This is a genomic window from Mesorhizobium sp. M7A.F.Ca.US.006.04.2.1, assembly GCF_004022915.1.
Classification (GTDB): Bacteria; Pseudomonadota; Alphaproteobacteria; order Rhizobiales; family Rhizobiaceae; genus Mesorhizobium; species Mesorhizobium ciceri.
Map to the genome: position 1 here is coordinate 1 of NZ_RZQA01001354.1, position 1,013 is coordinate 1,013.

General features: G+C 64.1%; 1 protein-coding gene and 1 pseudogene. One reads left to right on the top strand and one right to left on the bottom strand.

Annotated elements, in window-relative coordinates; translation table 11 throughout:
- Positions 1-735, bottom strand: a pseudogene (locus EN925_RS37245) (hypothetical protein); the annotation flags it as partial.
- On the opposite strand from EN925_RS37245, the gene EN925_RS41285 reads away from it, so the two are divergent.
- The coding region (locus tag EN925_RS41285) for a hypothetical protein (protein WP_245487440.1) at positions 736-1,013 on the top strand (278 nt) is incomplete at its 3' end.

Here is a 1,013-nt window from a genome sequence, read left to right on the forward strand (position 1 = left end):
GATGTAGTGCGCCTGCACAGCCATGTTCTTGGCGCCATCCCTGGCGGTGTCCTTCGCCGGGCTGACAGATGCCTCCGGCGTCAGCTCGGGGCTGAGCACGGCCCGGTATTCGATGAAGGGAACCACTTCGAAGGTCGACATGGCAAACAGGGCGGTCCTGCCCCTGGCGGCGAAATTCGCCGGTGCCGAGGCGAGATGCGTCCAGCCGCTTTCGCCCATGGCTGCCTCGGTGAAGGTCGTGCCGGCATGGACGGTGTTGGTCATCGTCACCACGCCATTCTGCTTCAGGATCTTCTGGATGCGGATGGTGACCTGATAGGCGTCGTCACGATCAAAGGCGACCCGGCTTTTCAGGAACCGGTTCTCGACATCGATCAGCGGCGGATTGAGGAAACGCAAGCCGAACGCCGATTCGGAAATACCGTGGGTGTTGACGCTCACCTGATGCGCTTCGATACCGGCCTCGTACAGCGCGCGCTTGCCGATGATGGTCTGGGCGGTGAACTGATCGCACCAGAGGATGGCGCCGTGGCCGCGCTGCAAGGCCGACCGCAGCCCCGCCAACCCCTCCAGCCGGATCGTCGGCGACCAGCGGCCGGCCACCAGATGTGCGGCGAGCTGCAAGCGGCGGCGGTGGCGCGCTGCCAGCAATCCCTCGAACAGCTTGCGTGCATCGATACCATCGCCCAGCACCGCGAGCGTGGCGGCAGCGTAGGCCGGGAATTCCTTGCGCATATGGCGCTTGAGGCGAAACCTCGATACGCGGCCGCAGATCGGCGCCCACCACCGCACCGGCAGTGCCGCCGCCACCACGAGATAGAAGATAGACAGCAGGCCTTCGCGAAGATCCTTGTTGGAAAAGCGGCGAAGCCGGCCAGGGCGAACCAGCTTGCGGCTGAAGAAGCGTACATCCTCCGCCCGTTCCGGGACGAAGACGTCTGCGATGATTTCAGTGCGGAAACTGGCTGCCGACGGCAGCCAGTTTCCGCACTGAAATCATCGCAGACGTCTTC